Annotated in this window: 25 protein-coding genes; 20 read left to right on the top strand and 5 right to left on the bottom strand. The window is 67.6% G+C overall.

Translation table 11 applies throughout. The annotated features are described in order from the left end of the window. Positions 1 to 13: 13 nt before the first annotated feature. Positions 14 to 2,368: a TRAP transporter large permease gene (locus tag Ga0080574_RS23070; RefSeq protein WP_076705180.1), complete on the top strand. Its 2,355-nt coding sequence runs from the start codon at positions 14 to 16 to the stop codon at positions 2,366 to 2,368. A gap of 307 nt (positions 2,369 to 2,675) precedes the next feature. Here Ga0080574_RS23070 and edd read toward each other — a convergent pair whose 3' ends face one another. After that, positions 2,676 to 4,481 (bottom strand): phosphogluconate dehydratase, encoded by a 1,806-nt coding sequence (gene edd, locus Ga0080574_RS23065; RefSeq protein ID WP_076705177.1) that lies wholly within the window; start codon positions 4,479 to 4,481, stop codon positions 2,676 to 2,678. Between the two features lie 243 nt (positions 4,482 to 4,724). On the opposite strand from edd, the gene Ga0080574_RS23060 reads away from it, so the two are divergent. From Ga0080574_RS23060 to Ga0080574_RS23040, 5 genes are all read left to right on the top strand, one after another. Continuing rightward, entirely contained in the window at positions 4,725 to 5,918 is a 1,194-nt protein-coding gene (locus Ga0080574_RS23060) for an RSP_2647 family RNA methyltransferase (RefSeq protein ID WP_076705175.1), read from the top strand. Then, complete coding sequence (locus tag Ga0080574_RS23055; protein ID WP_076705172.1) at positions 5,915 to 6,463, top strand: RSP_2648 family PIN domain-containing protein; 549 nt, start codon at positions 5,915 to 5,917, stop codon at positions 6,461 to 6,463. Before Ga0080574_RS23060 ends, Ga0080574_RS23055 begins: the two co-directional genes overlap by 4 nt. Before the next feature lie 105 nt (positions 6,464 to 6,568). After that, entirely contained in the window at positions 6,569 to 8,146 is a 1,578-nt protein-coding gene (locus Ga0080574_RS23050) for a pyruvate kinase (protein ID WP_156876434.1), read from the top strand. A 108-nt stretch (positions 8,147 to 8,254) separates the two neighbouring features. Further along, the gene (locus Ga0080574_RS23045; RefSeq protein ID WP_076705168.1) at positions 8,255 to 9,331 is read left to right on the top strand and encodes an ABC transporter ATP-binding protein; all 1,077 of its coding nucleotides are present in this window, start codon (positions 8,255 to 8,257) and stop codon (positions 9,329 to 9,331) included. 152 nt (positions 9,332 to 9,483) lie between these two features. Then, complete coding sequence (locus Ga0080574_RS23040; protein WP_076705165.1) at positions 9,484 to 10,089, top strand: hypothetical protein; 606 nt, start codon at positions 9,484 to 9,486, stop codon at positions 10,087 to 10,089. A gap of 6 nt (positions 10,090 to 10,095) precedes the next feature. On the opposite strand, the gene Ga0080574_RS23035 is transcribed toward Ga0080574_RS23040, so the two are convergent. Next, on the bottom strand, positions 10,096 to 10,938 hold the full coding sequence (locus Ga0080574_RS23035; protein WP_076705163.1) for an AAA family ATPase: 843 nt from the start codon (positions 10,936 to 10,938) through the stop codon (positions 10,096 to 10,098). A gap of 301 nt (positions 10,939 to 11,239) precedes the next feature. Between Ga0080574_RS23035 and dksA the strand changes: the two genes are divergently transcribed. Both dksA and Ga0080574_RS23025 read left to right on the top strand, forming a co-directional pair. Further along, positions 11,240 to 11,662, top strand: a complete 423-nt coding sequence (gene dksA / locus Ga0080574_RS23030; RefSeq protein WP_076705136.1) for an RNA polymerase-binding protein DksA — start codon at positions 11,240 to 11,242, stop codon at positions 11,660 to 11,662. Positions 11,663 to 11,783: 121 nt separating this feature from the next. Then, positions 11,784 to 12,959: an FAD-dependent monooxygenase gene (locus tag Ga0080574_RS23025; RefSeq protein ID WP_076705134.1), complete on the top strand. Its 1,176-nt coding sequence runs from the start codon at positions 11,784 to 11,786 to the stop codon at positions 12,957 to 12,959. 7 nt (positions 12,960 to 12,966) lie between these two features. On the opposite strand, the gene Ga0080574_RS23020 is transcribed toward Ga0080574_RS23025, so the two are convergent. Both Ga0080574_RS23020 and Ga0080574_RS23015 read right to left on the bottom strand, forming a co-directional pair. Next, positions 12,967 to 13,422: a CreA family protein gene (locus Ga0080574_RS23020; RefSeq protein ID WP_076705132.1), complete on the bottom strand. Its 456-nt coding sequence runs from the start codon at positions 13,420 to 13,422 to the stop codon at positions 12,967 to 12,969. A 20-nt stretch (positions 13,423 to 13,442) separates the two neighbouring features. After that, positions 13,443 to 13,913, bottom strand: coding sequence for a pyridoxamine 5'-phosphate oxidase family protein (locus tag Ga0080574_RS23015; protein WP_076705123.1), 471 nt, complete (start codon positions 13,911 to 13,913; stop codon positions 13,443 to 13,445). 133 nt (positions 13,914 to 14,046) lie between these two features. Between Ga0080574_RS23015 and Ga0080574_RS23010 the strand changes: the two genes are divergently transcribed. After that, positions 14,047 to 15,210, top strand: coding sequence for an isovaleryl-CoA dehydrogenase (locus Ga0080574_RS23010; RefSeq protein WP_076705121.1), 1,164 nt, complete (start codon positions 14,047 to 14,049; stop codon positions 15,208 to 15,210). Between the two features lie 99 nt (positions 15,211 to 15,309). Here Ga0080574_RS23010 and Ga0080574_RS23005 read toward each other — a convergent pair whose 3' ends face one another. Beyond that, a complete protein-coding gene (locus tag Ga0080574_RS23005; RefSeq protein WP_076706114.1) occupies positions 15,310 to 15,918 on the bottom strand; it encodes an OmpW/AlkL family protein in 609 nt (202 codons plus the stop codon). Between the two features lie 155 nt (positions 15,919 to 16,073). On the opposite strand from Ga0080574_RS23005, the gene Ga0080574_RS23000 reads away from it, so the two are divergent. The 11 genes from Ga0080574_RS23000 (at position 16,074) to Ga0080574_RS22950 (ending at position 26,353) form a co-directional block, all read left to right on the top strand. Then, positions 16,074 to 17,654, top strand: coding sequence for an AMP-binding protein (locus Ga0080574_RS23000; RefSeq protein ID WP_083716930.1), 1,581 nt, complete (start codon positions 16,074 to 16,076; stop codon positions 17,652 to 17,654). Further along, positions 17,651 to 19,258, top strand: coding sequence for a carboxyl transferase domain-containing protein (locus Ga0080574_RS22995; protein WP_076705119.1), 1,608 nt, complete (start codon positions 17,651 to 17,653; stop codon positions 19,256 to 19,258). The genes Ga0080574_RS23000 and Ga0080574_RS22995 overlap by 4 nt, the downstream gene beginning before the upstream one ends. Before the next feature lie 87 nt (positions 19,259 to 19,345). Then, positions 19,346 to 19,765, top strand: coding sequence for an ASCH domain-containing protein (locus Ga0080574_RS22990; protein WP_076705111.1), 420 nt, complete (start codon positions 19,346 to 19,348; stop codon positions 19,763 to 19,765). Between the two features lie 51 nt (positions 19,766 to 19,816). After that, positions 19,817 to 21,766 (top strand): acetyl-CoA carboxylase biotin carboxylase subunit, encoded by a 1,950-nt coding sequence (locus tag Ga0080574_RS22985; protein WP_076705109.1) that lies wholly within the window; start codon positions 19,817 to 19,819, stop codon positions 21,764 to 21,766. Then, on the top strand, positions 21,763 to 22,428 hold the full coding sequence (locus Ga0080574_RS22980) for a glutathione S-transferase family protein (protein ID WP_076705107.1): 666 nt from the start codon (positions 21,763 to 21,765) through the stop codon (positions 22,426 to 22,428). The genes Ga0080574_RS22985 and Ga0080574_RS22980 overlap by 4 nt, the downstream gene beginning before the upstream one ends. A 163-nt stretch (positions 22,429 to 22,591) precedes the next feature. Beyond that, a complete protein-coding gene (locus Ga0080574_RS22975; RefSeq protein ID WP_076705105.1) occupies positions 22,592 to 23,443 on the top strand; it encodes a hydroxymethylglutaryl-CoA lyase in 852 nt (283 codons plus the stop codon). A gap of 22 nt (positions 23,444 to 23,465) precedes the next feature. Then, entirely contained in the window at positions 23,466 to 24,242 is a 777-nt protein-coding gene (locus tag Ga0080574_RS22970; protein WP_076705103.1) for a crotonase/enoyl-CoA hydratase family protein, read from the top strand. Beyond that, a complete protein-coding gene (locus Ga0080574_RS22965; RefSeq protein WP_083716929.1) occupies positions 24,239 to 24,610 on the top strand; it encodes an NADH dehydrogenase in 372 nt (123 codons plus the stop codon). Before Ga0080574_RS22970 ends, Ga0080574_RS22965 begins: the two co-directional genes overlap by 4 nt. 234 nt (positions 24,611 to 24,844) lie before the next feature. Next, complete coding sequence (locus Ga0080574_RS22960) at positions 24,845 to 25,210, top strand: NADH-quinone oxidoreductase subunit A (protein WP_076705101.1); 366 nt, start codon at positions 24,845 to 24,847, stop codon at positions 25,208 to 25,210. After that, positions 25,201 to 25,734, top strand: a complete 534-nt coding sequence (locus Ga0080574_RS22955) for a NuoB/complex I 20 kDa subunit family protein (RefSeq protein WP_198039762.1) — start codon at positions 25,201 to 25,203, stop codon at positions 25,732 to 25,734. The genes Ga0080574_RS22960 and Ga0080574_RS22955 overlap by 10 nt, the downstream gene beginning before the upstream one ends. Before the next feature lie 13 nt (positions 25,735 to 25,747). Beyond that, complete coding sequence (locus Ga0080574_RS22950; RefSeq protein ID WP_076705097.1) at positions 25,748 to 26,353, top strand: NADH-quinone oxidoreductase subunit C; 606 nt, start codon at positions 25,748 to 25,750, stop codon at positions 26,351 to 26,353. Positions 26,354 to 26,411 lie beyond the last annotated feature (58 nt).

Below are 26,411 nucleotides of genomic sequence, written 5' to 3'. Positions count from 1 at the left end.
AGGGATCTGACACATGCTATTCGGCCTGGACGGCGTCGAGATCGGTCTGATCATCGTCTTTCTCACGCTCTTTTCCGCCATTCTCTCCGGCTTCCCGGTGGCCTTTGCCATCGGCGGCGCCGGGGTGATCTCATTCGGCATCATCGCCGCGCTCGACAGCGCGGGGCTGCTGGTGCACCAAGCCATCGACACCGGATCGGAGGCCTATAACGCGCTCATCGCCAGCGGGGTGAAGGAAGACGCGATCTCGATCTTCCGATACCCGGAGCTGCCGCGCTACGCGATGCCGGTCTTTGACCGGGGCTGGGAAACCGCGCTCGACCGCAATGTCTCGTTTATCGTCAACCGCATCAACGAGCGGGTGATCGCGGGCCAGAGCATCGAGACGCTGCTCGCGGTGCTGATGTTCGTGATGATGGGCATCGTGCTGGAGCGCTCCAAGATCGCCGACGATCTGCTCAAGACCATGGCGCGGGTGTTCGGCCCGCTGCCCGGCGGTCTGGCGGTCTCCATCGTGGTGGTGGGCGCGTTCCTCGCCGCCTCTACCGGTATCGTCGGCGCCACCGTGGTGACCATGGGCCTGCTGGCCCTGCCCACCATGCTGCGCAACAACTATTCGCCCGAGCTGGCGACGGGCGTCATCGCGGCCTCGGGCACGCTGGGGCAGATCATTCCGCCCTCCATCGTGATCGTGCTCTTGGGGACGCTCGCGGGCGATCTCTATTCGACCGCGCAGGAGGCCCGGGCGCAGTCCATGGGCTGCACCGACGCGCTGACCTATCTCGGTGAGCCGGCGGTTGTTTCGGTGGGCACGCTCTTCCAGGCGGCGCTGCTGCCGGGGATCCTGCTGGCCGGGCTCTATGCCGCCTATGCCTTCGGCTTTGCCATGTTCAACCCGTCCAAGGCGCCGCCGGTGCGGGGCGAGGCCGCCATGGGCGAGCCGGTGACGCGCGGCGAGGCCTTCACCTGGTATCTCGGCGTGCCGCTTCTGCTGATCGTGGCGACCATCGGCCTCAGCCAGGTCAATATGGTCGGGACGCAGTCGCTGACCGTGTCGAGCTTCTCCGATGTCGGTCAGACCGCCAGCCTGCGCACCAATGTCGGCGAGCAGTGCCAGGAAGCGATGATCGAGCTGCACGGCCAGTCGGCCTGGGACGAGGCCGTCGCGCAGCAGGCCGAGATCGACGCCGCCGGCGGTGTCGATCAGGGCCACCGCCTGACCGAAGAAGAGCAGGCGGCGGCGCTTCAGGCGAAGATCGACAATGCCGCGCCCATCGGCACCGGTATCGCGGTGATCACGGTGCTGCTCGGCATCGTGCTGGCCTGGGGCAGGGCGGTCTCGCCCAGCTCCGAGCCGCTGCCGCTGCTCATTGGCGGCGCGGGGCTGGCGCTGGGGCTCATTGTGGATGCGCTCTTCATCGGGCCGCAGATGTCTGCCGGTACCACCGTGGCGCTGATGGCGGTGCCGTGGATCCTGGCGCTGTATGGCGCCAAACACGCGGCGCAACGCCTGTCGCAGAACGATCTGATCCGGGTGGTCTTCCCGCCGCTGGTGCTGATCGTGGCGGTGCTGGGCTCGATCCTCGGCGGCATCACCAACCCGACGCCGGCGGCGGCGCTCGGCGCGGCGGGGGCGATCATGCTGGCCGCCTACCGCAAGCTGCGCGAACAGGACCGCTCGCCCAAGGTGATCCTGTGGTCGACATTCGCGGTGGTGGTGATGATCCTCGTCGGCGTCAATTTCGACCTGCGGGTGAATGCGGAGTCGGTGAGCGCCGAGAGCTGGATCGCCTTCCTCGTGGCGCAGGCGGCCTATCTCTATGCGCTGTTCGGGCTGCTTTTTGCCTGCTGGGTGCTGCTCAAGGTCGGGGTTCTGGGGCCGGCGGTGCGCGAGACCGCCAAGGTGACCTCGATGGTCTTCACCATCCTCGTGGCCTCGCAGCTCTTGAACCTCGTGGTGATCTCCTTCGGCGGCGAGCACTATATCCAGCAGTTCCTGCAAAGCTTCGACGACGAGCACAAGGTGTTCCTGATCGTCATGCTGGTGCTGTTCATTCTGGGCTTCGTGCTGGATTTCCTCGAGATCATCTACATCGTGGTGCCCATCGTCGGGCCGGTGATCTATGGCGGCTCCTTCGATCCGAAATGGGTGACGATCATGATCGCGGTGAACCTGCAAACCTCGTTCCTGACGCCACCGTTCGGTTTCGCGCTGTTCTATCTGCGCGGGGTGGCGCCGGCGAGCGTGACCACGGGCCATATCTATCGCGGAGTGCTGCCCTTCGTGGCGATCCAGGTGGCGGGTCTGGCGCTTTTGTGGTTCGCGCCGGGGATCGTGACGATCATTCCGGACCTGATCCCGAACTGATCGGGGATGCTGGTTAGGATTGGAAAAGCGGGCCCTTTGGCCCGCTTTTTCGGTTTTGGGGGAGGGAGCGCTATAAAGGCAAAGAACCCTAGCTCAATCCCCGCACCTCTGGCCCGGAATCAAGGCGAAGCCGCCGGGCCCAGCGGCGGCCCGTTCCGGCGGGCTGCCGCTTTGGTGACGCATGCGCTGAGCTGGGAGGTCCTTCGGATCTGGCCGGGATAAATCAAGGGATTCAGCGGGCAGAGCGTCAGCCCACGGGCCGCCGCCGGGCCCGGCTACCGTTGTGTATGTTGTGCGGGATTACCGCTTAGACCACCACCGCTGCCCCGTTCGACGCCAGCCCCACATTCTGCCGGAACGCCTCGAACAGCTCGCGCCCCACGCCGTGACCGTTGCCCGTGAGATCCGCCTTGACCGGTTCGCGCGCCTCGAAGCCCTCTTCCAGACAGCTCAGCGTGCCCGCAACCGCGTCGACCCGTACCAGATCGCCGTCGCGCAGCCTGGCCAGCGGCCCGCCATCGGCGGCCTCGGGGCAGATATGGATCGCCGAGGGCACCTTGCCCGACGCGCCCGACATGCGCCCGTCGGTGACCAGCGCCACCTTGAGCCCGCGATCCTGCAACACCGCCAGCGTCGGCGTCAGCGAGTGCAGCTCGGGCATGCCGTTGGATTTCGGCCCCTGAAAGCGCACCACCACAATCGTGTCCTCGGTGAACTCGCCCGCCTTGAAGGCCTCCTTCACCTCCGCCTGATCGTGGAAAATCCGCGCCTTCGCCTCGATCACATGGCGCTCGGGCGCCACGGCGGAGATCTTCATCATGCCATGGCCGAGATTGCCGTAAAGCTGCTTGAGCCCGCCGGTGGGCTGGAACGCCTCTCCGGCCGGGCGCAGGATCTTGTCGTTCTGGCTGCCCTTCGGCGCCTCTTCATAGCTCACCACGCCGTCCCGCAGCTTGGGCTCCTGCGTGTAGAGCGACAGCCCGTCGCCGGCGACGGTTTTCACATCCTCATGCAGCAGGCCTGCGTCCAGCAGCTCGCCGATGAGGAATTGCAGCCCGCCGGCGGCGTGGAAATGGTTCACGTCGGCAAGCCCGTTGGGATAGACCTTGGCCATCAGCGGCGTGACCGAGGAAATCGCGTCGAAATCCTCCAGCGTCAGCTCGATCCCCGCGGCGCGCGCCATGGCGGGCAGGTGTAGCACGAGGTTGGTCGAGCCGCCGGTGGCCATCAGCCCGACGATGCCGTTCACGAATGCCTTGGCGTCGAGGATATCGCAGACCGGGCGGTAATCATTGCCGAGCCGGGTGATCTCCAGCGCCCGCGTCGCGCCCACCGTGGTCAGCGCGTCGCGCAGCGGCGTGTTGGGGTTCACGAAGGACGCGCCCGGCAAGTGCAGCCCCATGATCTCCATCAGCATCTGGTTGGAATTGGCGGTGCCGTAGAAGGTGCAGGTGCCCGGCCCGTGATAAGAGGCCATCTCCGCCTCCATGAGCTTGTCGCGCCCGACCTCGCCGGCGGCGTATTGCTGGCGCACCTTGGCCTTTTCGTCATTGGGCAGCCCGCTGGTCATCGGGCCGGCGGGCAGGAAGATGCCCGGGATATAGCCGAAGGTCGCCGCCGCGATCACCAGCCCCGGCACGATCTTGTCGCAGACGCCGAGATAGACCGCCGCGTCGAAGGTGTTATGCGAGAGCGCCACCCCCGCCGCCAGCGCGATCACATCGCGCGAGAAGAGCGACAGCTCCATGCCGACCTGGCCCTGGGTGACGCCGTCGCACATGGCGGGCACGCCGCCGGCCACCTGCGCGGTGCCGCCGGCATCACGCGCCGCGTCGCGGATGATCTGCGGAAAGCGCTCAAAGGGCTGATGCGCCGAGAGCATGTCGTTATAGGCCGAGACGATGCCGAGATTGGGCACGCGCCCCTCGGCCAGGGCGCTCTGGTCCACACCCATCGCCGCATAGGCATGGGCCTGGTTGCCGCAGGTCAGATGCGCCCGGCGCGGGCCTTCGTCGGCGGCGCGGCGCATGCGGTCGAGATAGGTGGCGCGGCGGGTCTCCGAGCGTGCTTCGATTGCGTCTGTGACCTTGGCGATCGTGGCGTCGAGGGGCATGGCGGGGGTCCTTTCTCTGGCCGCCCCGCTTGCGCGGCGGGGCATCGCTTGCCCCAGCATGTAAATCGGTTAGCGCTATCAGTAAAGCGTTAAGCCGTGCACGGACGGATCGTGACGGCGGCCGGCGGGCCGGGCGCGGGGGATCTGCCCTGTTTCCGGGCAATCGCGGACGTCGCGGTAGCGCGCACAAGCTGACTCATTTCCGTACTTTTCTCGCTCCGGGCGCCGCGCTATGGGAGCATCATGACAGCCGAATTGCCAGTCGTCCGCCTGACGCCCAAAGCCAATGTCCGCGCCATCCGCCGCGGCTTTCCCTGGATCTATGCCAACGAGATGGTGCTCGACCGCCGCACCAAGGCGCTGGCCCCCGGCACCGTCGCGGTGCTGGAGGATTCCGCCCGCATGCCGGTCGGGCTGGTGGGGGTGACCCCGGCCTCGAAGATCGCCGCGCGCATGCTCGACCGCGACGTGAAAACCGGCATCGACCGCGACTGGCTGACAGCGCGGCTGGTGCGGGCGCTGGCGCTGCGCGAGCGGCTCTATCCGACGCCCTATTACCGGCTGGTCCACGCCGAGGCCGACGGGCTGCCCGGGGTGATCATCGACCGCTTTGGCGACACCGCCGTGATCCAGCCCAATGCCGCCTGGGCCGAGATGCTGCTGACCCCGCTCGCCGAGGCGCTGGCCGAGGTCACCGGCGTGCGCAATATCCTCAAGAACGCCGGCTCGCGCGGGCGCCAGCTCGAAGGGCTGGATGACACCAATGCGGTGCTGCTGGGCCAGGCGCCGGACGCGCCGCTTCCGGTGGAGATGAACGGCGCCACCTACATGGCCGATCTGACCGGCGGGCAGAAGACCGGGCTCTTCTACGACCAGCGCCCGAACCACGCCTTTGCCGCGCGGCTGGCCGGGGGGCAGGCGGTGCTGGATGTGTTTTCCCATGTGGGCGGCTTTGCCCTGGCCGCGCTGGCCGGCGGTGCCGCTTCGGCGCTGGCGGTGGACGGCTCGGCGCCCGCGCTGGCGCTGGCCGAAGAGGGCGCGCAGCGCATGGGCGCCGGCGCGCGGTTCAGCACCCGTCAGGGCGACGCCTTCGACATGCTGACCGATCTCGGCGATGAGGGCGCGCGCTTCGGTCTGGTGATCTGCGACCCGCCGGCCTTTGCGCCGTCGAAACCGGCGCTCGATGCCGGGCTGCGCGCTTATGAGCGGGTGGCGCGGCTCTCGGCGCCGCTGGTCGAGGAGGGCGGCTATCTGGTGCTCTGCTCCTGCTCGCATGCCGCCGATCTGTCGAGCTTCACCGGCGCCTGCCTGCGTGGCATCGGTCGCGCCGGGCGTCGCGCGCAGCTCCTCCACATCGGCTTTGCCGGTCCCGACCACCCGCTGCTGCCGCAACTGGCGGAGTCGGGCTATCTCAAGGCGCTGGTCTTCCGGCTGTGAAGGTGCTGCTCGACACCTGCGTGCTCTACCCCACGGTGATGCGCGAGGTGCTGCTGGGCGTGGCGGCTGCGGGGGCCTATACCCCGCTCTGGTCGGAGCGCATCCTTGAGGAATGGGCACGGGCGGCGCGCAAGCTCGGCCCCATGGGCGAGGTGCAGGCGCGCGGCGAGATCGCGCAGGTGCGCGCCAAATGGCCGGCCGCCGAGGTGAGCTGGAAACCCTCGCTGGAGGCGCGGCTCTGGCTGCCCGATCCGGCGGATCTGCACGTTCTGGCCGCCGCCATCGCCGGCAGTGCCGATGTCATCATCACCGAGAACGCCAAGGATTTCCCGCGCGGCATCCTTGCCGAGGAGGGCCTGTCGCGGGTCGATGCCGACGGCTTCCTGCGCGGGCTCTACGAGGCGCAGCCGGGGCTGGTGCGCGAGGCCTGCGAGGCGGTGCTGGACGAGGCGCGGCGGCTTTCGGGCGAGGACTGGACCATGCGCCGCCTGCTGAAAAAGGCCCGCCTGCCGCGTCTGGGCAAGGCGTTGGAGGCCGGCGCCTGAACGGGCAGACCCGAGCGCGGCGATATGTAGCGCCGCAACGTCGCAGATCTGTCATCCGCCCGCGTTATGCTGAGCGCCTGTCAAGGCATTCGGGACAAACGGAAAATGAAGGATCTCATCGGCAACGGGATTGGCGCCGCGGCGCTTGCGGCGGAGCTTGAGGGGCGGCTCTCCGAGCTGCGCGCCTCGGTCATCGCCGAGGCGGAGGGCACGCTCGCGGGCTGGGCGCCGGCGCTGCACGACACTGCCTTCGCAGACCGCGCCGAGAACCTCGCGCAATATCTCGCCCTGCGCAAGCGCGACCTGACCGATGCGCAGGCGGCGCTCTCGGCGCTGGGGCTGTCCTCGCTGGGTCGGGCGGAGGCGCATGTGATCGCCACGCTCGACTCGGTGATCGCGACGCTTCAGGCGCTGGCGGGCGACGCGCCGGCAACCGATCGTGCGCTGCGCCCGGGCGCGGCGCTCACGGCGCATGTGCTGCGCGACCGCGACCTGATCTTCGGCGCCGATCCCGCCGGCCCTGAGACCCGCATCATGATCACCCTGCCGAGCGCGGCGGCGGACGACCCGGCGCTGGTCGCCTCGCTCATCGCCGCCGGCGCCACCTGCGTGCGGATCAACTGCGCCCATGACACACCCGAGGCCTGGGCGCGCATGGCGCAATACGCCCGCGACGCCGCCGCGCAGCTTGGCCGGGATGTGAAGGTGGTGATGGATCTGGCCGGCCCCAAGGTGCGCACGCTGGATATCCGGATGCCCAAGGCCTTCCTCAAGCGCGAAAAGAAGAAGCGCCTGAAAAAGCTGGAAGAGGCGGGGATCGACCCGCGCGCCGCCGGGCCGAAGCTGATGAGAGGCGACCGCCTGCGCCTCGTCCGGGCGGTGAGCGGGGCGGGCGATCTGCCGGAGGCCAGCCTCAGCCACCCCGAGCTGCTCGACAGCGCCGCTGTCGGTGCGCGGCTCTGGTTCGACGATGGCAAGCTTTCCGCCCGGGTTGTGGCGCGTGATGGCGAGGGCGCGCTGCTGGAGGTCGAGACCGCCGCCGACACCGGCACGCGGCTGGCGCCCGAGAAGGGCGTGAACCTGCCGGGGATCGATATCGACATCCCGGCGCTGGCCGAGGCCGATCTGGCGGCGCTCGACACGGTGGTGACGCTGGCGGATGCCATCGGCTTTTCCTTCGTTCAGACGCCCGAGGATATCCGCGCCCTGCATGCGGCGCTCGATGCGCGGCTGCCCGAAGGTGCGGCCCGCCCAGCAGTGATCCTCAAGATTGAGACCGAGCGCGCGGTGCGCAACCTGCCGCGGCTGATCGTGCAGGCGGGCAGCGCCGGGCCGGTGGCGGTGATGATTGCGCGCGGCGATCTGGCGGTGGAGATCGGGCTGATCCGGCTGGCCGAGATCCAGGAGGAAATCCTGTGGATCTGCGAGGCCGCCGGCGTGCCGGTGGTCTGGGCGACGCAGGTGCTCGAGGGGCTGGCCAAGCTCGGCAGCGCCAGCCGCGCCGAGGCGACCGATGCGGCGATGGCGCAGCGCGCCGAATGTGTCATGCTGAACAAGGGCCCGCACGCGGCAGAGGCAGTGGCGTTTCTCAGCCGCATCCTGCGCCGCATGGACCGGCATTACTCCAAGAAGTCGCCACGGCTCGGGCCCCTGCGCGCCTGGCACGGGCCGCAGGATCTGTAAGCCCTGTGCCAGCCCCGTCGCCGCAGGGTTGCGGGGCGGCATGGGGGCTGGTAATCCGCTTGCGATAATCCGATATTTTTAATCGGAAAGCGCAGAGGGCAGCTCCGCTTGCAGACACCACGGCTGGAAATTCGCGATCTCGTGCGCCGCTTCGAAGGGCGCAGCGTGGTCGATCACGTTTCGCTGACGATCCAGCCCGGCCATGTCACCTGCCTGCTGGGGCCGTCGGGCTGCGGCAAGTCGACGACGCTGCGGATGATCGCCGGGGTGGACATGCAGGACGAGGGCACCATCCATGTGGATGGCAACCTGATCTGCGACACGGTGTTCCGCGTGCCGCCGGAGCGGCGCCAGATCGGGCTGATGTTCCAGGATTTCGCGCTCTTCCCGCATCTTTCGGTGGGCGAGAACGTGGCCTTCGGGCTGAAGGGGCCGAAGGCGGAAAAACGCGCCCGCGCTCAGGAGCTGCTCGAACGGGTGGGGCTCGCGCATTACATCGACGAATATCCGCACCAGCTGTCTGGCGGCGAGCAGCAGCGCGTGGCGCTGGCCCGGGCGCTCGCGCCGCGCCCCAAGATCATGCTGATGGACGAGCCGTTCTCGGGGCTCGACAATCGGCTGCGCGACGGCATCCGCGACGAGACGCTGGCGCTTCTGAAAGAGGAAGGCGCCTCGGTGCTGCTGGTCACGCATGAGCCCGAAGAGGCGATGCGCATGGCCGACGAGATCGCGCTGATGCGCGACGGGCGCATTGTGCAGCGCGGCGCGCCTTACAATATCTACAACGCTCCCGCCGATAAGGCCGCTGTCGCCTTTTTCAGCGATATCAATGTGCTGCGTGGGAAAGTTCAGGGAGCGCTTACAGAGACTCCCTTTGGCCAGTTCCTGGCGCCGGGGGTGCCCGATGGCGACGAGGTCGAGATCGTCTTTCGCCCGCAGCATGTGGGCATCGACTTCGACCGCGCCGGGCGCGGCCCCAATCCCACCGCCATGGCGGGCACGCCGGCGCGCGGCGTGGTGGAGCGGGCGCGGTTCATGGGCTCGGAAAGCCTCGTGGAATACCGGATGGATTTCAACGGCGAGGTGCTGAAGGCGACGGTGCCCAATGTCTTCCTGCCGAAGCCCGGCACGCCGATGTGGCTGACGGTGCGGCGCGACCGGTGTTTCGTCTTCCCGGTGAAATGACCCCCCTCCCGATGCGATCCTGACATACGCGGTCAATCGCGCCCGCGCCCGCTGTGCCGGGGCAAACCAGGCATTCCAGGTGTCATCGGAACAGCCCGGCGCCTGCCCGCGTTGTCGCCCATAAGCCCAAGGTACGGGAGAGAGCGCGCGAGATGTGGGATTGGATCGGAACGCAGGCACCGGCACTGAACGCCGTTCTGAACGCGCTGATGCTGGTGATCTGGCTGGCCTATCTTCAGCTCTTCTTTACCAGTTTCCGGCGCGCCAACCGCACGGTGGTGCATATCGGCATGGCGTCGGAGAACGGCGAGGATGCGCGTTGCCTCGTCACCAATATGGGCTCTGATGTCGCCTATATCCTTGCCGTGCTGATCGAACTGGATTTCGGCGACGAGCGGCGCTCGGCCACGGTCACTGACCGGGTGGAAGACGACGACCCCATCGGCGGCGATTTCCGCGACAAGACCAATCAGGGGCCGCTGCGTGGCGGTGAGGCCATCGACATCGGGTCGCTGCGCAAGATTGTGAGGCGCGCCGCCCATCAGATGGGCGAAGACATGAGCCTCGACCGCTGCGAAGCGGTCGACATCACCGTGGTTGTGGCCGCGCAGCAGGCCCACAAGCTGTCGGGCGGCAGAAAGTGCTACGAGATTTCGCGCGAAGCCGGGCGGATGCGCTTCCGCCCGACAAGCGTGCTCACCGCGCAGGTGGGCTCGCGCCGGCAACAGCGCGCGCTGCTGAAACGGGTCAATGGCTGAGACGGCTCAGCGCCCCTGACGCCGCGCCATGAAGGCCAGCCGTTCGAAGAGATGCACATCCTGCTCGTTCTTCAGCAGCGCCCCGTGCAGGCGCGGCAGGGCAGACGCGCCGTCGCGCTTGAGATCCTCGGCATCGAGATCTTCGGCCAGCAGCAGCTTCAGCCAGTCCAGCACCTCCGAGGTGGAGGGTTTCTTCTTCAGCCCGCTCTGCTCGCGCAGCTCGTAGAACTGGGTGAGCGCGGCGGTGAGCAGGCTCTGCTTGATGCCGGGGTGATGCACCTCGACGATGCTGCGCAGCGTCTCGTGATCGGGGAACTTGATGTAGTGAAAGAAACAGCGGCGCAGGAAGGCGTCGGGCAGCTCTTTTTCATTGTTGGAGGTGATGATCACGATCGGGCGCACCCGCGCCTTCACCGTCTCGCCGGTCTCGTAGACATGGAACTCCATCTTGTCGAGCTCCTGGAGCAGGTCGTTGGGGAACTCGATATCCGCCTTGTCGACCTCGTCGATCAGCAGCACGACCTTGTTCTCCGCCTCGAAGGCCTGCCAGAGCTTGCCCTTGCGGACATAGTTCGACACGTCATGCACGCGCTCGTCGCCGAGCTGGCTGTCGCGCAGCCGGCTCACCGCGTCGTATTCATACAGCCCCTGCTGCGCCTTGGTGGTGGATTTGATGTTCCATTCGATCATCGGCAGGCCCAGCCCGGCGGCCACCTGGCGGGCCAGCTCGGTCTTGCCGGTGCCGGGCTCGCCCTTGACCAGAAGCGGCCGTTCCAGCGTGATCGCGGCGTTCACCGCCATGGTCAGATCGTCGGTGGCGACGTAATCATCGGTGCCGTCAAAGCGCATTGCGGGCTCCTTTGGGATTGCCTGAAAAGGGATAGTGACACATCCCGCGCTGTGCAAGCGGGCCCCCTTGCGACGGTGCGTGACGGGGCGCAAAGCGGCTTTGTTTCCGGCCCGCAAAGCCACTGCCCGCGCTTTGGGCATTTGTCGCCCGGCGGCGGGGAAATCGCCCGAAAAACGTACGCTTGCCATCTGATTGTGTAGTGACAACCTGCGGGGGTTCGGCTAAGTGCAGCCTCGCAAGGGGTGCTGCCGGGCGGCTGGGCAAACCAGGCCGCCGCGCGGCTTTTCAGAGGGAGCAGAAATGAAGCCCGAAACCTTCCTTCCGGACGACTACCGTCCCGCCGAGGACGAGCCGTTCATGAACGAGCGCCAGCTCGAATATTTCCGCCGCAAGCTGATTGCCTGGAAAAACGACATTCTTGCAGAGAGCCGCGACACCATCGAAGCGCTGCAGGAAGCCACCCGCAATATTCCCGACGTCACCGACCGCGCCAGCGAAGAGACCGACCGTGCCATCGAGCTGCGCACGCGCGATCGTCAGCGCAAGCTGGTCGCCAAGATCGACTCGGCGCTGCGCCGCATCGACGAGGGCGAATACGGCTATTGCGAGGTCACCGGCGAGCCGATCTCGCTCAAGCGCCTCGACGCGCGCCCCATCGCGACCATGAGCCTCGAAGCGCAGGAGCGCCACGAACGCCGCGAAAAGGTGCATCGCGACGACTGATGCCGGCGCGGGGGCCGCGCAGGGCGCGGTTTTCGGGAGAGAGATCACGATCAAAGCGCCGGGGCGACCGCTCCGGCGCTTTGCGTTCCCGGGAAAGCCGGGCGAGAAGAAGGCGGGTTTCATGGCGCTCACGGGCAGGAAAATCATCGTCGCGGGCGGCGGCATCGGCGGGCTTGCGGCGGCGCTGGCGCTGCGGCGTCACGGCGCCGAGGTGCGAGTGCTGGAACAGGCGGGCGAGATCAACGAGGTCGGCGCCGGCATCCAGGTCAGCCCCAACGGGCTGCGGGTGATCGAGGCGCTGGGGCTGGGGGCGGCGCTGCGCGCGCGCTCCTGCCGGGGCCGGGCGGTGGTGCTGCGCGATCACCGCGAGGGCGAGGCGGTGCTGCGGCTCGATCTCGGGCGGCTGCCGGGCGGGCAGGAATATTACTTCGTGCATCGCGCCGATCTGGTGGATCTCCTCGCTTGCGCCGCGCGCGCGGCGGGGGTCGAGATCCGGCTGCTGCAAAAGGTGCGGGACATCACGCCGGGCGACCGGCCCGCGCTGGAGCTCTGCAACGGCGACCGGGTGGGTGGCGATCTGGTGGTGGGCGCCGACGGGCTGCATTCGGTGATCCGCGCGGCGCTGAACGGCGTGCTGGCGCCGTCCTTCACCGGGCAGGTGGCCTGGCGCGCGGTGGTGCCGAATATCTTCGGTCATCCGCCCGAGGTGCATGTGCATATGGGGCCGGGCCGGCATCTGGTGAGCTACCCGCTGCGCGACGGCTCCAGCGTCAACCTCGTCGCCGCCGAGGAGCGCAAAGGCTGGGTCGAGGAAAGCTGGTCGCATGAGGATGCGCCGGAGAACCTGCGCGCGGCCTTTGCTGGCTTTGGCGGTGCGGTGCCGGCGATGCTGGGCGCGGTGGACCGGGTCGGGCTCTGGGGGCTCTTCCGCCATCCGGTGGCGCGGCACTGGCATGCGCCGGGCGTGGCGATCCTGGGCGATGCGGCGCATCCGACGCTGCCCTTCATGGCGCAGGGGGCGAATATGGCGCTTGAGGATGCCTGGTCGCTGGCGACCTGCCTGGCCTCCGAAGCCGATCAGGCGGCGGCGCTGACGCGCTATCAGAGCCGGCGGCGCGACCGCTGCGCGCGGATCGTGGCCGCTGCCACCTCCAACGCCTGGAAATACCACCTGCGCAACCCGCTCATCCGCGGCGCGGCGCATCTGGGGCTGGGTCTGGCCGGGCGCCTGGCGCCCGAGCGCATGTTGCGGCAGTTCGACTGGATCTACGGCCACGACGTGACAGCGACGGCCTGAACGGCGCCTACTGCCCCGAGCCGTAAAGCGGCACGGTGGAGATCGCGAGCTTGGCCGACCCGTCGGCCAGCTCGCGGGCATGCACCAGATAGATCAGCGTCTGGTTTTCCTCGTCGAAGATCCGCTTCACCCGCAGGCTCTTCAGGATGATCGAGCGCGAGGCGCGGAACACGTCCTCGCCTTCCTGGCTGCGGTCGATATCGCCGATCTCGATGGGGCCGGTCTGGCGGCAGGCGATGGAGGCGTTGGACGGATCCTCGAACCAGTTGCCCTTGCTCAGCCGGTCAATGAGGCCCCGGTCGAAATAGGCCACATGGCAGGTTACGCCCTTCACCTCCGGATCGGCGATGGCCTCGATGACGATATCGTTGCCGGTCCAGTCGACACCGACCTCGCCGACCTGCTCGGCGCTGGCGAAAAGGGGGCTCAGGCAGAGCAGGGCGGCGAGGCGGAAAGGTTTCATCGGGCGATTCCTTGCGTAGATCAGAAGACGACGCGACCATGATCGCCCAGATTGGGCATGTCACCCGTCATGTTCGCCTTGGCGATCTCGCGCAGGAAGCTGATGCCGCCATCGCCCTGCCAGACCTCGGCCTCATGCGGGGTGAATTTCACCAGCTGCACCGCGTCGTCTTCGCGCCCGTCCTTGAACCAGGCGGCGGAAACCGCGTTCCAGAGATCGTCGAGCTTTTCGGAATCGCGCTCCTCGGTCAGCTTGCCGAAAACGTTGGCATAAAGATGCGCCTTCGAATCGGCGATGTGGAACGACGCTTCGCCGCCGCTCTTGGCGGCACGGTCGGCGGCTGTGCCTTTGGAGGCGATGAACCAGATCGTCGCGTCTTCCTTGTCGGCATAAGGCGCCATCGGCACCGGGCGCTCGCCATCCGCGGCCAGCAGGCCGGCGCGCACATCCTTCAGCTGGCTCCAGAAATCGGATTTCAGATCCTTTGGCATGATGTCCTCCTGTTCGTTGCGTTGTCACCCTCTCAACGCGTCCCGCCCCGTGGCTGTTCCTTTTCCTTGACGCGCGGCGGCTCCGGCGCTTAGATATGAACAAGCGTTCAATAATCGTCGGAGGAGGGCGGACATGTTCAACGCGGTCATGACATACGACCTGGGAGAAGACGTGAACGCGTTGCGCGAAATGGTGCATCGCTGGGCGCAGGAACGGGTGAAGCCGATGGCGGCGGAGGTCGACAGCTCCAACGCCTTTCCCAACGATCTGTGGCGCGAGATGGGCGAGCTGGGCCTGCTGGGCATCACGGTTTCAGAGGAATATGGCGGCGCCGGCATGGGCTATCTCGCCCATGTCATCGCGGTAGAGGAGATCGCCCGCGCCTCGGCCAGCGTGTCGCTGAGCTATGGCGCGCATTCCAACCTCTGCGTCAACCAGATCAAGCTCAACGGCACCGACGAACAGCGGCGGAAATACCTGCCCGGGCTGATCTCGGGCGAGCATGTGGGCGCGCTGGCCATGTCGGAGCCGGGCGCCGGCTCGGACGTGGTGAGCATGAAGCTGCGGGCGGAGAAGAAAAACGACCGCTATGTGCTCAACGGCAACAAATACTGGATCACCAACGGCCCCGATGCCGACACCCTGGTGGTCTATGCCAAGACCGACCCGGAGGCCGGCAGCAAGGGCATCACCGCTTTCCTCATCGAAAAGACCATGACCGGTTTCTCGACCAGCCCGCATTTCGACAAGCTCGGCATGCGCGGCTCGAACACCGCCGAGCTGATCTTTGACGATGTGGAGGTGCCCTTCGAGAACGTGCTGGGCGAAGAGGGCAAGGGCGTGCGGGTGCTGATGTCCGGGCTCGATTACGAGCGCGTCGTGCTGGCGGGGATCGGCACCGGCATCATGGCCGCCTGTCTCGACGAGGTCATGCCCTATATGGCCGAGCGCAAGCAGTTCGGTCAGCCGATCGGGAACTTCCAGCTCATGCAGGGCAAGATCGCCGATATGTACACGGCGATGAACTCGGCGCGGGCCTATGTCTACGAGGTGGCCAAGGCCTGCGACCGGGGCGATGTGACCCGCCAGGACGCGGCGGCCTGCTGCCTCTATGCCTCCGAACAGGCGATGGTGCAGGCGCATCAGGCGGTGCAGGCGATGGGCGGCGCGGGCTTTCTGGCCGATGCGCCGGTGGCGCGGCTCTTCCGCGATGCCAAGCTGATGGAGATCGGCGCGGGCACGTCAGAGATCCGGCGCATGCTCGTGGGCCGCGAACTGATGGCGGCGATGGGCTGAGCCATGCGGGAGGAGACGCGCCAGCACCTCGCCGAACGGGCGGGGCCGGTCAGAGGGGGCGAGAGGCGGGCCGTTGAAGCCCGCCCCGCGCGAGACTGGTCAGAACTTCCAGATATAGGACATGCCGATCACCCAGGGATCGACCTCGACCGTGCCGATATCCGAGCCGTTCAGGTCCACATCCAGGTCGATGTCGATATAGCGTGCGTCGAGCCGCAGCGATGCCTTGTCGCTGATCGCGTAGTCCACACCGATATGGCCGGCGAGGCCCCAGGAATCGCTGATGTCGAGCCCGGAGATCTTCTGGTCGTCGAGATCGAGGATCGTTGTGTAGTTCACACCGAGACCGAAGAACGGGGTCCAGGCGGTGTTTGTCGGCAGGTGATAGTTCACCGAGACGGTGGGCGGCAGGTGCTTGACCTTCACCACGTCGGAGCCGTTCAGCTCGACCTGATGGGTGAAAGGCGTGGCGGCCAGCACTTCGACGCCCCAGTTATCGGCGAAGAAATATTCGAAGGTCAGCGAGAGCTGGGTGTCGTCATCGACATCGGTGTCGAGCGCGCCATTCGCCAGGCTGCCATTGTCATCGCTCGGGTTCACCCAGGCGAGGCCGACACCAACGGTCATGTCGCCCTTGGACTGCGCCAGCGCGCCGGTGGCCGTGAGGGCCAGCACAGCCATGGCGGAGAGGAGTGTGGTCTTGTACATTGTCGTCCCTTTCCAGATCGCACGCAGCGCCATTTCCGCAAAATCGCCCGCAGAAACGTTGATCTGAATCAAGCTTTGAATTCTGTGGGTTACGCTGTTGCCGGAATGTCATATCCGGTGTCGGGGATGCATGTTTCGCGGCGGGAGGCCTACGCATGAAGCTGCCGATGGAGGAGACGCGGCGGCGCCGGATGCTGGCGGACGGGCAGAGCTACGAGGCGCTCTGCGAGGGCTTTCGCTGGCCGCGTCCGGAGCGGGTGAACATGGCCGTGCAGGTCTGCGACAGCTGGGCGGCGCTGGCGCCCGACCGGCCGGCGATCCTCGATCTGCGCGGCGGGGCGCTGCGTGTGGTGAGCTATGGCGCCTTGCATGCGCTGTCGCGTCGGGTCGAGGCCTGGCTGCGGGCGCAGGGCGTGGCGCGCGGCGACCGGGTGGGGGTGCTGCTGTCGCAGAGCCCGCTCTGCGCCGCGTCCCATATCGCCGCCTGGCGCATGGGCGCGATTTCGGTGCCGCTCTTCAAGCTCTTCAAGCACGACGCGCTGGACTCGCGGCTGGGCAATAGCGGCGCGCGGGTGGTGGTGACGGATGAGGAGGGCGCGGAGATGCTGGCGCCGTTCGGGCTGGCGACCGTGACCGAGGAGGAACTGCCCGAGCCGGGGGTCTGGGACGCGGTGGAGACCGGCCCGGAGGATCCGGCGGTGCTGATCTATACCAGCGGCACCACCGGCAAGCCCAAGGGCGCGCTGCACGGGCATGGCGTGCTGGTGGGGCATCTGCCCGGGGTGGAGATGAGCCACGATCTTCTGGGACAGGAGGGCGATGTGCTCTGGACCCCGGCGGACTGGGCCTGGATCGGCGGGCTCTTCGATGTGCTGATGCCGGGGCTCTATCTCGGCGTGCCGGTGGTGGCGGCGCGGATGCCGCGTTTCGACATCGCGCAATGCTTGAGGATCTGCGCGGAAGCCTCTGTACGGAATATATTCTTTCCGCCCACGGCCCTGCGCATGCTGAAGGCGGAGGACGCGCGGATTCCGGGGCTGCGCTCGGTCGGTTCCGGCGGCGAGCCGCTCGGCGCCGAGATGCTGGCCTGGGGGCGCGAGGCCTTTGGGGTGGAGATCAACGAGTTCTACGGCCAGACCGAATGCAATATGGTCGCCAGCGCCTGCGGCGCGCTGTTTCCCGTCCGTCCCGGCTGCATCGGCAAGCCGGCACCGGGCTTCCGCATCGGGATCGTCGACGAGGCAGGGCACGAGACGCAGGGAGAGGGCGATGTGGCTGTGCATCGCGGTGCGGGCTCCATGATGCTGGAATATTGGAACAATCCGCAGGCGACGGCGGAGAAATTTCGCGGCGACTGGCTGGTCACCGGCGACCGTGGCGTCTGGGAGGATGGCTATCTGCGCTTTGTCGGGCGCGAGGACGACGTGATCACCTCCGCCGGCTACCGCATCGGCCCGGCGGAGATCGAGGATTGCCTGCTCACCCATCCCGGCGTCGCCACGGTGGGTGTGGTCGGCAAGCCCGACCCGCTGCGCACCGAGATCGTCAAGGCCTATGTTGTGGTGAAGCCGGGACAGAGCCCGAGCGCCGAAGAGCTTCAGGCATGGGTTAAGGATCGGCTCGCAACATATTCCTATCCAAGAGAAATAGATTTTCTGGAGGCGCTGCCGATGACGGTCACCGGCAAGGTTGTCCGCAAGGAACTGAAGGCCCGTGCGGCCAAGGAGAGCACATGAAACTGCAATCGCAAGCGATCCCCACATCCGAGGCGTTTCAGGCCAATCGCGCGGCGCATCTGGAGGCGCTGGAGGTGGTGCGCGAGGCGGCGGAACTGGCGGCGGCGGGCGGCGGCGAGAAGGCGCGCGAGCGGCATCTCGGCCGGGGCAAGATGCTGCCGCGCGAGCGGGTGGCCAATCTGCTCGATCCCGGCTCGCCCTTTCTTGAGGTGGGCGCCACGGCGGCGCACGGGCTTTATGACGGCGCGGCGCCGGCGGCGGGCATGATCGCGGGAATCGGGCGCGTTCAGGGCCGCGAGGTCATGGTGGTGTGCAACGACGCCACGGTGAAGGGCGGCACCTATTACCCGATGTCGGTCAAGAAACACCTGCGCGCGCAGGAGATCGCCGAGGAGAACCGGCTGCCCTGCGTCTATCTGGTCGATAGCGGCGGCGCGAACCTGCCCAATCAGGACGAGGTTTTCCCCGACCGCGACCATTTCGGGCGGATCTTCTACAATCAGGCGCGGATGAGCGCCAAGGGCATTGCGCAGATCGCCGTGGTGATGGGGTCCTGCACGGCGGGCGGCGCCTATGTCCCGGCGATGTCGGATGTGACGATCATCGTGAAGGAGCAGGGCACGATCTTTCTGGCCGGCCCGCCGCTGGTCAAGGCGGCGACCGGAGAGGTGGTCACGGCGGAGGATCTCGGCGGCGGCGATGTGCATACGCGGCTTTCCGGTGTGGCGGATTATCTGGCCGAGGACGACGCCCATGCGCTGGCATTGGCAAGACGCGCGGTGGGCTCGCTGAAGGGCGCGGACGGGGGCGGGCCGGGCGGGCTGCCGGGGGGCGAAGCACCGGCCTACGATCCCGACGAGATCCTCGGCGTGGTGCCGGGCGATCTGCGCACGCCCTATGACATCCGCGAGGTGATCGCGCGGGTGGTGGACGGCTCCTATTTCGACGAGTTCAAGCCGCGTTACGGCGAGACGCTGGTGACGGGCTTTGCGCAGATCGAGGGTTGTCCGGTGGGCATCGTCGCCAATAATGGCGTGTTGTTTTCCGAGGCCGCGCAGAAGGGGGCGCATTTCGTCGAACTCTGTTCGCAGCGCAAGGTGCCGCTGGTGTTCCTGCAGAATATCACCGGCTTCATGGTCGGGCGGAAATACGAGAACGAGGGGATCGCGCGGCACGGCGCCAAGATGGTGACGGCGGTCGCCACGACCTCGGTGCCCAAGATCACCATGCTGGTGGGCGGCTCCTTTGGGGCGGGCAATTACGGCATGGCCGGGCGGGCCTATCAGCCGCGATTCCTCTGGACCTGGCCGAACAGCCGGATCTCGGTGATGGGCGGCGAGCAGGCGGCAGGTGTGCTGGCCACGGTGAAGCGCGACGCCATCGAGCGCGGCGGCGGCAGCTGGTCGCAGGAGGAGGAGGAGGAGTTCAAGCGCCCTACGGTGGAGATGTTCGAGCGCCAGTCGCATCCGCTCTATGCCTCGGCGCGGCTCTGGGACGACGGGATCGTCGATCCGCGCAAGACGCGCGACGTGCTGGCGCTGTCGCTGTCGGCGGCCTTGAACGCGCCCATCGAGGAGACACGCTTTGGCGTGTTCCGCATGTGACAGGCGCTTGTCTGGCTTTGAGCGGGCGCGCCCCCGCCGGCGGAGCTCCCGCCCGCCCATCCCGCCCCGCCGCCGGGGCGCGGGGTCATGACGATGACGCTGCAAGACGCGCGTCTGCGCTGGCCGGGATGCGAGAGCTATCGGCCCGGTGACAGCGCGGCGCTCAACGCCGAGATCCTCGGGCTGATGCGCACGGGTGTGAAACGGGCGAGTTGCGAGGCCTGGGAGGTCTTCGAAGACGGTGCCGAGGCGCTGCCGGTCGCGGGGCGCGTGGACATCGCGCTTGACTGGCAGGGGCGCCCGGCGCTGGCCATGCGCACGCTCGAGGTGCTGCGTCTGCCCTTCGAGGAGGTGACCGAGGGCATGGCGCTCGAGCAGGGCGAGTTCCGCGACCTGGCGCATTGGCGGGCGGGGTATCGCGCCTACCTCGAGCGCGCGGGGCGCTACCGGCCCGGCGTCGAGATGATGCTGGAGCGGTTTGAGTTGGTGGAGGACCTGGGCACATGAGCAGCAATGGCAGAGCGCAGAACGGGAATGGAAGCCTCTGGGAGGGGAGCGATGTTTGACACGGTGCTGATAGCCAATAGGGGCGAGATCGCCTGCCGGGTAATCGAGACGGCGCGGGCCATGGGGCTGCGCTGCGTCGCGGTCTATTCCGAGGCGGATGCCGGGGCGAAACATGTGGCCATGGCCGATGAGGCGGTCTGTATCGGAGGTGCCGCGCCAGCGGAGAGCTATCTGCGCGGCGAGGCCATCATCGCGGCGGCGCTGGAGACCGGGGCGGGGGCGATCCATCCCGGATACGGCTTCCTGTCGGAAAATCCCGATTTCGTCGAGGCGGTGGAGGCGGCGGGGCTGGTCTTTGTCGGCCCGTCGGCAAAGGCGATCCGGGCGATGGGCCTCAAGGACGCGGCCAAGCGGCTGATGGCGGAGGCCGGCGTGCCGGTGGTGCCGGGCTATCACGGCGAGGAGCAGGATCCGCAATTCCTCGCGGGTGAGGCGGAGGCCATCGGCTACCCGGTGCTGATCAAGGCGGTTGCCGGCGGCGGTGGCAAGGGCATGCGGCTGGTCGAGCGCGCGGCGGAGTTTGCCGAGGCGCTGAAGAGCGCGCAGGCCGAGGCGCGCGGCGCCTTCGGCAACGAGGCGGTGCTGATCGAGAAATTCGTCACCAAGCCGCGCCATATCGAGGTGCAGGTCTTTGGCGATGGCGAAAAGGCGGTGCATCTCTTCGAACGGGATTGCTCCTTGCAGCGCCGCCATCAGAAGGTGATCGAGGAGGCGCCGGCGCCGGGCATGACCGCAGAGATGCGTCAGGCCATGGGCGCGGCGGCGGTGCGCGCCGCCGAGGCCATCGGCTACAAGGGCGCGGGCACGGTGGAGTTCATCGTCGACGGCGCGCGCGGGCTGCGCCCGGACGGGTTCTGGTTCATGGAGATGAACACGCGGCTTCAGGTGGAGCATCCGGTGACCGAGGCGATCACCGGCGTCGATCTGGTGGCATGGCAGCTCCGTGTCGCGGCGGGAGAGCCGCTGCCGAAGGCGCAGGAGGAGCTGGGTATCGACGGCCACGCCTTCGAGGCGCGGCTTTACGCCGAGGACGTGCCGGCGGGGTTCCTGCCGGCCACCGGGCGTCTGGCGCATCTGGGTTTTCCGGCGGATGTGCGGGCCGATAGCGGGGTGCGTTCGGGCGATGTGATCTCGCCGCATTACGACCCGATGATCGCCAAGCTCATCGTGCACGGGGCCACGCGGGAGATCGCGCTGCGCAAGCTGGCGCGCGGGCTGGCGGAGACGCAGGTGGCGGGCACGGTGACCAATCTCGCCTTTCTCGGCGCGCTGGCGCGGCACGAGGGCTTTGTCGCCGGCGAGGTGGATACCGGGCTGATCGGGCGCGATCTGGAGGCGCTGACGGCGGCGCCCGGGCCGTCGCCGCAGGTTGTGGCGCAGGCGGCGCTGGCGGCGGCGAGGCTCTGGGAGGCGGCTGCGCCGCAGAGCGGATTTGCGCTCTGGGCGCCGCTGGCGCGCCATGTGCTGCTGCGTCAGGGTGAGGAAGAGCTGCCCTGTGTGCTGCGCGTCGCGGGGCGTGACCGGGCGGAGATCTCGTTTGGCGATGTCACGGTGCGCGCCGAGCGCGTCGATGGCAGATGGCGGCTCGACGGGCGGCCGGCCCCGGCGCTGTTTCACGAGGGCGCGGAGATCACCGTCTTTGCCGAGGGCGGGCAGGTCTTTGTGGCGGTCGATCCGCTGGAACGCGCGGCGGCGCTCGGCGCCGGCGGCAATCTGATCGAGGCGCCGATGCCGGGCCGGGTGGTCTCGGTGCTGGCGACACCCGGGCAGGCGGTGACGGCGGGCGACCGGCTGGCGGTGCTCGAGGCGATGAAGATGGAGCACACGCTGACGGCGGCGCGCGACGGCGTGGTGGCCGAGGTGCTGGTGGCCGACGGTGCGCAGGTCGAGGCGGGCGCGGCGCTGATCCGGCTGGAGGAGGAAGAGGAGGCGGCGGCGTGATCCGGCTGCACCATGTGCCCGAGAGCCGCTCGATGCGGGTGCTCTGGCTGCTCTATGAGCTGGAGGTGCCGTTCGAGCTGGTGGTGCGGCCCTTCGACAAGTCGCTGCGGGCGGAGGAGTATCTGACGCTCTCGCCGGCGGGCCGGGTGCCGGCGCTGGAGATCGAGGGCGAGCGCATGTTCGAGAGCCTCGCGATGATGGAATATCTCTGCGAGCGCTTTCCGGATGCGGGCCTGGGCCGCGCGCCGGGCAGCCCCGACCGCATGGCCTGGCTGAGCTGGCTGCATTTCTCCGAGACGATCTCGCAGCATGTGGCGGCGCTGACTCAGCAGCATCTGATGCTGCGCGAGGATCACATGCGCTCGCCCATTGTCATGCGGCTGGAGGCGAAGCGGCTGGAGAAATGTTACGCGGCGCTGGAGGCCCGGCTATCGACGCCCCTGGAGAACCGCGATCACATGCTGACCTCTGGGTTCTCGGCGGTGGATATCGCGCTGGGGCAGGCGGTCTATATGGCGCGGCATTTCGCGGCGCTGGACGGGTTCCCGGCGCTTGGCGCCTGGTATGGGCGGGTGAGCGGGCGGGCGGCGTTTGCGCGCTGTCTGCCGGAGGCGGGCGAGGGGCTCTATGATCGCGATTTCTATCCGGCCTGGGCGGAGTGATCTGGCGGGGCGCGCGATGCGCGCGCAGTTTGTCTCGCCGCGCGCCTGCGGCGGCGGCTCGGGCGGGCGCCCGTGGCGGTGGCAGGCCCGGGGGGCTGGCGGTTTGCCTCTGGCGCGGGTCTGCGGGAGTATTTGCAGAAAGATGAAAGGCGGGGTCTGAGAGATGAGCGGATATGTCGAGATCTTCGAGGTGGGCCCGCGCGACGGCTTGCAGAACGAAGAGCGCCGGATCGGGGCGGCGGAGAAGATCGCGCTGGTGGATTGTCTGAGCCGGGCCGGGTTCCGGCGCATCGAATGCGCCAGTTTCGTCAGCGCGCGCTGGGTGCCGCAGATGGCCGATTCCGACAAGGTGCTGGCGGGGATCGCGCGGGCGCCAGGCGTGTCTTATGCGGCGCTGACGCCCAATATGAAGGGGTTCGAGGCGGCGATGGCTGCCGGCGCGGACGAGGTGGCGATCTTTGGCGCGGCCTCGGAGAGTTTCAGCCGCGCCAATATCAATGCCTCGATCGCCGAGAGCCTGGACCGGTTCCGCCCGGTGGCCGAGGCGGCGACGGCGCGCGGGGTGAAGCTGCGGGGCTATATCTCCTGCGTGGTGGAATGCCCCTATGAGGGCGCGGTGGCGCCGGAGGCGGTGGCGCGGGTCGCGGCGGAGCTGCGCGACATGGGCTGTTACGAGATCTCGCTCGGCGACACGATCGGACGCGGGGTGCCCGAGGCGGTGGATGCGATGCTGGTCGCGGTGCTGGAGGAGATCGAGCCGGCGCGGCTCGCGGGGCATTACCACGACACCGGCAAGCGGGCGCTGGAGAATATCGAGGTGTCGCTGGCGCGGGGGCTGCGGGTCTTCGATGCCGCCGTGGGCGGCCTGGGCGGCTGCCCCTATGCGCCGGGCGCCGAGGGCAATGTGGCGACCGAGGCGGTGGCGGCGCGGCTGGCAGAGCTCGGCTATGAGACCGGGCTCGACATGGGCGTGCTGGAAGAGGCGGCGGCGATGGCGCGGGCGCTGCGCGGGTGAGGCGAGAAGTGGAGGCTGGACGATGGAGCTGATCACGGTGACGCGCGACACGCGCGGGGTGGCGACGCTGTCGCTGGCGCGGGCGGAGAAGCACAACGCGCTCTCGGCGCAGATGATGGGCGAGCTGGAGGCGGCGGCGCGGGCGCTGGCGGAGGACGACTCGGTGCGGGTGGTGGTGCTGGCCGCCGAGGGGCCGACCTTTTGCGCCGGCGCCGATCTGGGCTGGATGCGCGAGCAGTTCGGCATGGATGGCGAGACCCGCAAGGCCGAGTCGCGCCGCATCGCCACGGCGCTCGAGGCTCTGGTGGCACTGCCGCAGCCGCTGATCGGGCGGGTGCAGGGCAATGCCTTTGGCGGCGGCGTCGGGCTGGTGGCGGTCTGCGATGTGAGCATCGGGGCGCAGGGGCTGAAGATGGCCTTCACCGAGACGCGGCTGGGGCTGATTCCGGCCAATATCGGGCCTTATGTGGTGGCGCGCATGGGCGCGGTGCGGGCGCGCGAGGTGTTCATGAACGCACGGGTCTTTGGCGCCGAGGAGGCGGTGCGGTTGAACCTGCTGACCCGTGCCGTGCCGGCAGAGGCGCTGGAGGCGGCGGTGGAGGCGGAGGTGGCACCGTACCTCGCCTGCGCGCCCTTTGCGGTGCGCGACGCCAAGGCGCTGCTCAATGCGCTGGCCGGCGGCGTGACGCCGCAGCAGGTGGATTTCGCCATCGACGGGCTTGCCGCGAGATGGGAGACCGAGGAGGCGCAGGCGGGAATCGCCGCCTTCTTCGACAAGCGAAAGGCGCCCTGGGCGTGACGACTCAGATCGCACATCTTTATGCAACGCTTTGCCTGGCAGGGATCTTTTTCCAGATCGCGCTGATTGCCGGCGCGCCGCTGGGGGCGGTGGCGCCGGGCGGGCAGGCGCCGGGTGCGCTTTCGGCGCAGGCGCGGCTGATGGCCGTGCTTTATATACCGCTGCTGGGATTCATGGCGCTGGCGGTGGTCTCGGCGGCCGGGTTTCCCGGGCTGGGCTGGCCGCGCTGGACCGGCTGGGCGGCGCTGGCGGCGCAGGCGCTGATCGCGGTGCTGCATTTTCTGTCGCGCGCACCGGCCGAGCGGCGCTTCTGGGGACCGCTCGCGGCGGTGATGAGTGCCATGGCGCTGGTGGCGATGACCGTGTGAGCGGTGCAAGCGCCGGATTTGTATGCAAAAGTCGACGGGAAAATTGCCGCAGGATCGGGGCTTTGCCAGAGGATCCCCCTTATCCTGTTAATAAATCAGCAATTTAACCTTTCGGGAATATGTGCCGAGCTTGTTGACCCCGCCACGTCACGGGGATAAGTCACGTCTTAGCAAGGCAACATCGCCATGGTCTCCGCGCCGGACGGACGGCGCGCCTCGCAAAGGAGCCAGCACGTGGAAGAGATGCTGCGGGAATACCTCCCGATTCTCATTTTTCTTGCCGTAGCCATCGCGCTCGGTGCCATTCTCATCCTCGCCGCCGTCGTGCTTGCCGTGCGTCACCCAGACCCCGAAAAGGTTTCGGCTTATGAATGCGGGTTCAACGCGTTCGACGACGCGCGGATGAAATTCGACGTCCGGTTCTACCTCGTGTCGATCCTCTTCATCATCTTCGATCTCGAGATCGCCTTCCTGTTCCCCTGGGCCACCGCCTTCAAGGATGTGAGCATGGTGGGGTTCTGGTCGATGATGGTGTTCCTGGCGGTGCTGACCATCGGCTTCGCCTATGAATGGAAGAAAGGGGCGCTGGAATGGGAGTGATGACCGGGGCGAACACCGCCGGGCCCGACCGCGAGGTCGCCACCCAGGCGCTGAACCGCGAATTGTCGGACAAGGGCTTTCTGCTCACCTCCGTAGATGACGTCATCAACTGGGCCCGCACCGGCTCGCTGCACTGGATGACCTTCGGCCTTGCGTGCTGCGCGGTCGAGATGATGCAGAGCTCGATGCCGCGCTACGATCTCGAACGCTTCGGCACCGCGCCGCGCGCCAGCCCGCGCCAGTCGGATCTGATGATCGTCGCCGGCACGCTGACCAACAAGATGGCGCCGGCGCTGCGCAAGGTCTATGACCAGATGCCCGAGCCGCGCTATGTGATCTCCATGGGCTCCTGCGCCAATGGCGGTGGCTATTACCATTACAGCTACAGCGTCGTGCGCGGCTGCGACCGCATCGTGCCGGTCGACGTCTATGTGCCCGGCTGCCCGCCGACGGCAGAGGCGCTGATGTACGGGCTGATGGCGCTTCAGAAAAAGATCCGGCGCACCGGAACGATCGTGCGCTGAGGGAGGGCGAGCAATGACGCAGGCACTGAGCGAACTTGGGGCGCATCTCGAACAGAAACGCCCCGATTGCGTGCTGGGCTGGGATGTGGCCTTTGGCGAACTGACCGTCGATGTGGCGCCCGCCAATATCGCGGGCTTTGTCGAGTTCCTGAAGACCGATCCCTCCTGCCGCTTCTCCTCGCTGGTGGACATCACCGCGGTGGATTACCCCGCGCGGCCGAAGCGGTTCGACGTGGTCTATCACTTCCTGAGCATGTATCAGAACCACCGCATTCGCCTGCGCGTCGCGGCGCGCGAGGAGGAGGTCGTGCCCTCGATCACCGCTGTGCACCCGTCTGCCAACTGGTTCGAGCGCGAGGTGTTCGACATGTTCGGCATCGTGTTTTCGGGCCATCCCGACCTGCGCCGCATCCTCACCGATTACGGCTTCCGCGGCCATCCGCTGCGCAAGGACTTCCCGACCACGGGCTATGTCGAGGTGCGCTATGACGAGGAACTCAAGCGCGTGGTCTACGAGCCGGTGAGCCTGGTGCAGGAATACCGCCAGTTCGATTTCATGTCGCCCTGGGAAGGTGCGCAATACGTGCTGCCCGGCGACGAAAAGGCGGAGGCGAAGTGATGCGCGCCGCTTCGAGGTCTTGCGAGATTTTTCGGACGAAAAATCTCGCCCGCGCCAA

The organism is Salipiger abyssi (assembly GCF_001975705.1).
Classification (GTDB): domain Bacteria; phylum Pseudomonadota; class Alphaproteobacteria; order Rhodobacterales; family Rhodobacteraceae; genus Salipiger; species Salipiger abyssi.
The sequence above is the reverse complement of the archived record's forward strand: the minus strand, read 5'-3'. Positions and strand labels throughout refer to the sequence as shown.

What these genes read in the sequence shown, in the direction of transcription:
- Ga0080574_RS23025 (WP_076705134.1), top strand. Translation starts at nt 11,784, where the DNA reads ATGGCGCTCACGGGCAGGAAAATCATCGTCGCGGGCGGCGGCATCGGC.
- Ga0080574_RS23070 (WP_076705180.1), top strand. Translation starts at nt 14, where the DNA reads ATGCTATTCGGCCTGGACGGCGTCGAGATCGGTCTGATCATCGTCTTT.
- Ga0080574_RS22990 (WP_076705111.1), top strand. Translation starts at nt 19,346, where the DNA reads ATGACGATGACGCTGCAAGACGCGCGTCTGCGCTGGCCGGGATGCGAG.
- Ga0080574_RS23010 (WP_076705121.1), top strand. Translation starts at nt 14,047, where the DNA reads ATGTTCAACGCGGTCATGACATACGACCTGGGAGAAGACGTGAACGCG.
- Ga0080574_RS22955 (WP_198039762.1), top strand. Translation starts at nt 25,201, where the DNA reads ATGGGAGTGATGACCGGGGCGAACACCGCCGGGCCCGACCGCGAGGTC.
- Ga0080574_RS23060 (WP_076705175.1), top strand. Translation starts at nt 4,725, where the DNA reads ATGACAGCCGAATTGCCAGTCGTCCGCCTGACGCCCAAAGCCAATGTC.
- Ga0080574_RS23005 (WP_076706114.1), bottom strand. Translation starts at nt 15,918, where the DNA reads ATGTACAAGACCACACTCCTCTCCGCCATGGCTGTGCTGGCCCTCACG.
- dksA (WP_076705136.1), top strand. Translation starts at nt 11,240, where the DNA reads ATGAAGCCCGAAACCTTCCTTCCGGACGACTACCGTCCCGCCGAGGAC.
- Ga0080574_RS22995 (WP_076705119.1), top strand. Translation starts at nt 17,651, where the DNA reads ATGAAACTGCAATCGCAAGCGATCCCCACATCCGAGGCGTTTCAGGCC.
- Ga0080574_RS22985 (WP_076705109.1), top strand. Translation starts at nt 19,817, where the DNA reads ATGTTTGACACGGTGCTGATAGCCAATAGGGGCGAGATCGCCTGCCGG.
- Ga0080574_RS22975 (WP_076705105.1), top strand. Translation starts at nt 22,592, where the DNA reads ATGAGCGGATATGTCGAGATCTTCGAGGTGGGCCCGCGCGACGGCTTG.
- Ga0080574_RS23040 (WP_076705165.1), top strand. Translation starts at nt 9,484, where the DNA reads ATGTGGGATTGGATCGGAACGCAGGCACCGGCACTGAACGCCGTTCTG.
- Ga0080574_RS23000 (WP_083716930.1), top strand. Translation starts at nt 16,074, where the DNA reads ATGAAGCTGCCGATGGAGGAGACGCGGCGGCGCCGGATGCTGGCGGAC.
- Ga0080574_RS23035 (WP_076705163.1), bottom strand. Translation starts at nt 10,938, where the DNA reads ATGCGCTTTGACGGCACCGATGATTACGTCGCCACCGACGATCTGACC.
- Ga0080574_RS23050 (WP_156876434.1), top strand. Translation starts at nt 6,569, where the DNA reads ATGAAGGATCTCATCGGCAACGGGATTGGCGCCGCGGCGCTTGCGGCG.
- Ga0080574_RS23015 (WP_076705123.1), bottom strand. Translation starts at nt 13,913, where the DNA reads ATGCCAAAGGATCTGAAATCCGATTTCTGGAGCCAGCTGAAGGATGTG.
- Ga0080574_RS22970 (WP_076705103.1), top strand. Translation starts at nt 23,466, where the DNA reads ATGGAGCTGATCACGGTGACGCGCGACACGCGCGGGGTGGCGACGCTG.
- edd (WP_076705177.1), bottom strand. Translation starts at nt 4,481, where the DNA reads ATGCCCCTCGACGCCACGATCGCCAAGGTCACAGACGCAATCGAAGCA.
- Ga0080574_RS23020 (WP_076705132.1), bottom strand. Translation starts at nt 13,422, where the DNA reads ATGAAACCTTTCCGCCTCGCCGCCCTGCTCTGCCTGAGCCCCCTTTTC.
- Ga0080574_RS22950 (WP_076705097.1), top strand. Translation starts at nt 25,748, where the DNA reads ATGACGCAGGCACTGAGCGAACTTGGGGCGCATCTCGAACAGAAACGC.